This is a genomic window from Actinomadura darangshiensis, from assembly GCF_004349235.1.
Lineage (GTDB): Bacteria > Actinomycetota > Actinomycetes > Streptosporangiales > Streptosporangiaceae > Spirillospora > Spirillospora darangshiensis.
Genome location: NZ_SMKY01000648.1, coordinates 1 through 953 on the forward strand (window position 1 = coordinate 1; position 953 = coordinate 953).

At 71.7% G+C, this 953-nt stretch carries 1 protein-coding gene; it reads right to left on the minus strand.

Features of this window, described 5'->3' with window-relative positions:
• Nucleotides 1-7: 7 nt before the first annotated feature.
• Nucleotides 8-811, minus strand: coding sequence for an AAA family ATPase (locus tag E1293_RS47165; protein WP_207939568.1), 804 nt, complete (start codon nucleotides 809-811; stop codon nucleotides 8-10).
• Nucleotides 812-953: the final 142 nt, after the last annotated feature.

The window sequence follows — 953 nt, forward strand, 5'->3', positions numbered from 1 at the left end:
TTCAAGTTCAGGGTGGGTGGGCGGTCAGAGTTGGCGGCCGAGGGCCAGGGGGGTGATGGCGCGGCCGTAGACGGTGGTGAGGAGTTCGGCGACCACGTCGCGGTCCTCTTCGGGGGCGACGCCCAGCAGGTTTGGCCACGGCGGCGTCGGTGCCGAGCACCCGGGCGATCTTCTGGAAGGCGATCAGCTCACGCAGCTGCGGGGCCCAGCCGATCTCCCCGGAAGCCTGACGGTCCGCCAGACCTCGGGCGACCCGGACGGCACGGGAGTCGATCTTGAGGGTGCGGGCCAGGTCGTAGTCGGTCGACACCTGGATCTGCGCCGAGAATCTGGACGCGAGGGCTTCGGTGAGGACCGCGCCGTGCACGCCGGGGTTGTGTCCGGCGATCACGTAGAAGCCGGACTCGGCGGTGATCGTCTCACCCTTGTGGGCTTTGACGGTGATCTGGCGGCGGCCGTCCATGGCCGGGTACACCACCGCCAGGACTTTGGGGGAGATGAGGGTGGCGTCGTCGATGAACAGGCAGCGGCCCTCGGTCATCGCGGTCACCAGCGGCCCGTACACGAACTCATAGCCGCCGCCGGGCGCTTGGGTGTACTCGCCGACGAAGTCGGCCACCGCGGTGTCCCCGTCACCGGCCACGGTGATCAGGTCAGGGAAGGCCGCCTCCACCAGCGAGGTTTTGCCGGTACCGGGCGGCCCGTACAGCAGCGAGACGATGCCCGCCTCGCGCAGACGGCGCAGCGCCGCCACATCGGGCAGGTCGGCCAGCTGCCGGGGGTGGTAGGTCTGCCCGTTCGGGCGCCGCACCGGCCCTGAACCTGCCCCCGCAGCCGCCGGGGAAGGTGTCGGTGGGCTTCCCGCCGCACCCCCCGGCGGACCCTCCGACGCGGGCGGCGCGGACGATGCGGGCAGCGGGGCCGACGAAGGCGGTGTGGACGAAGGCGGTGGG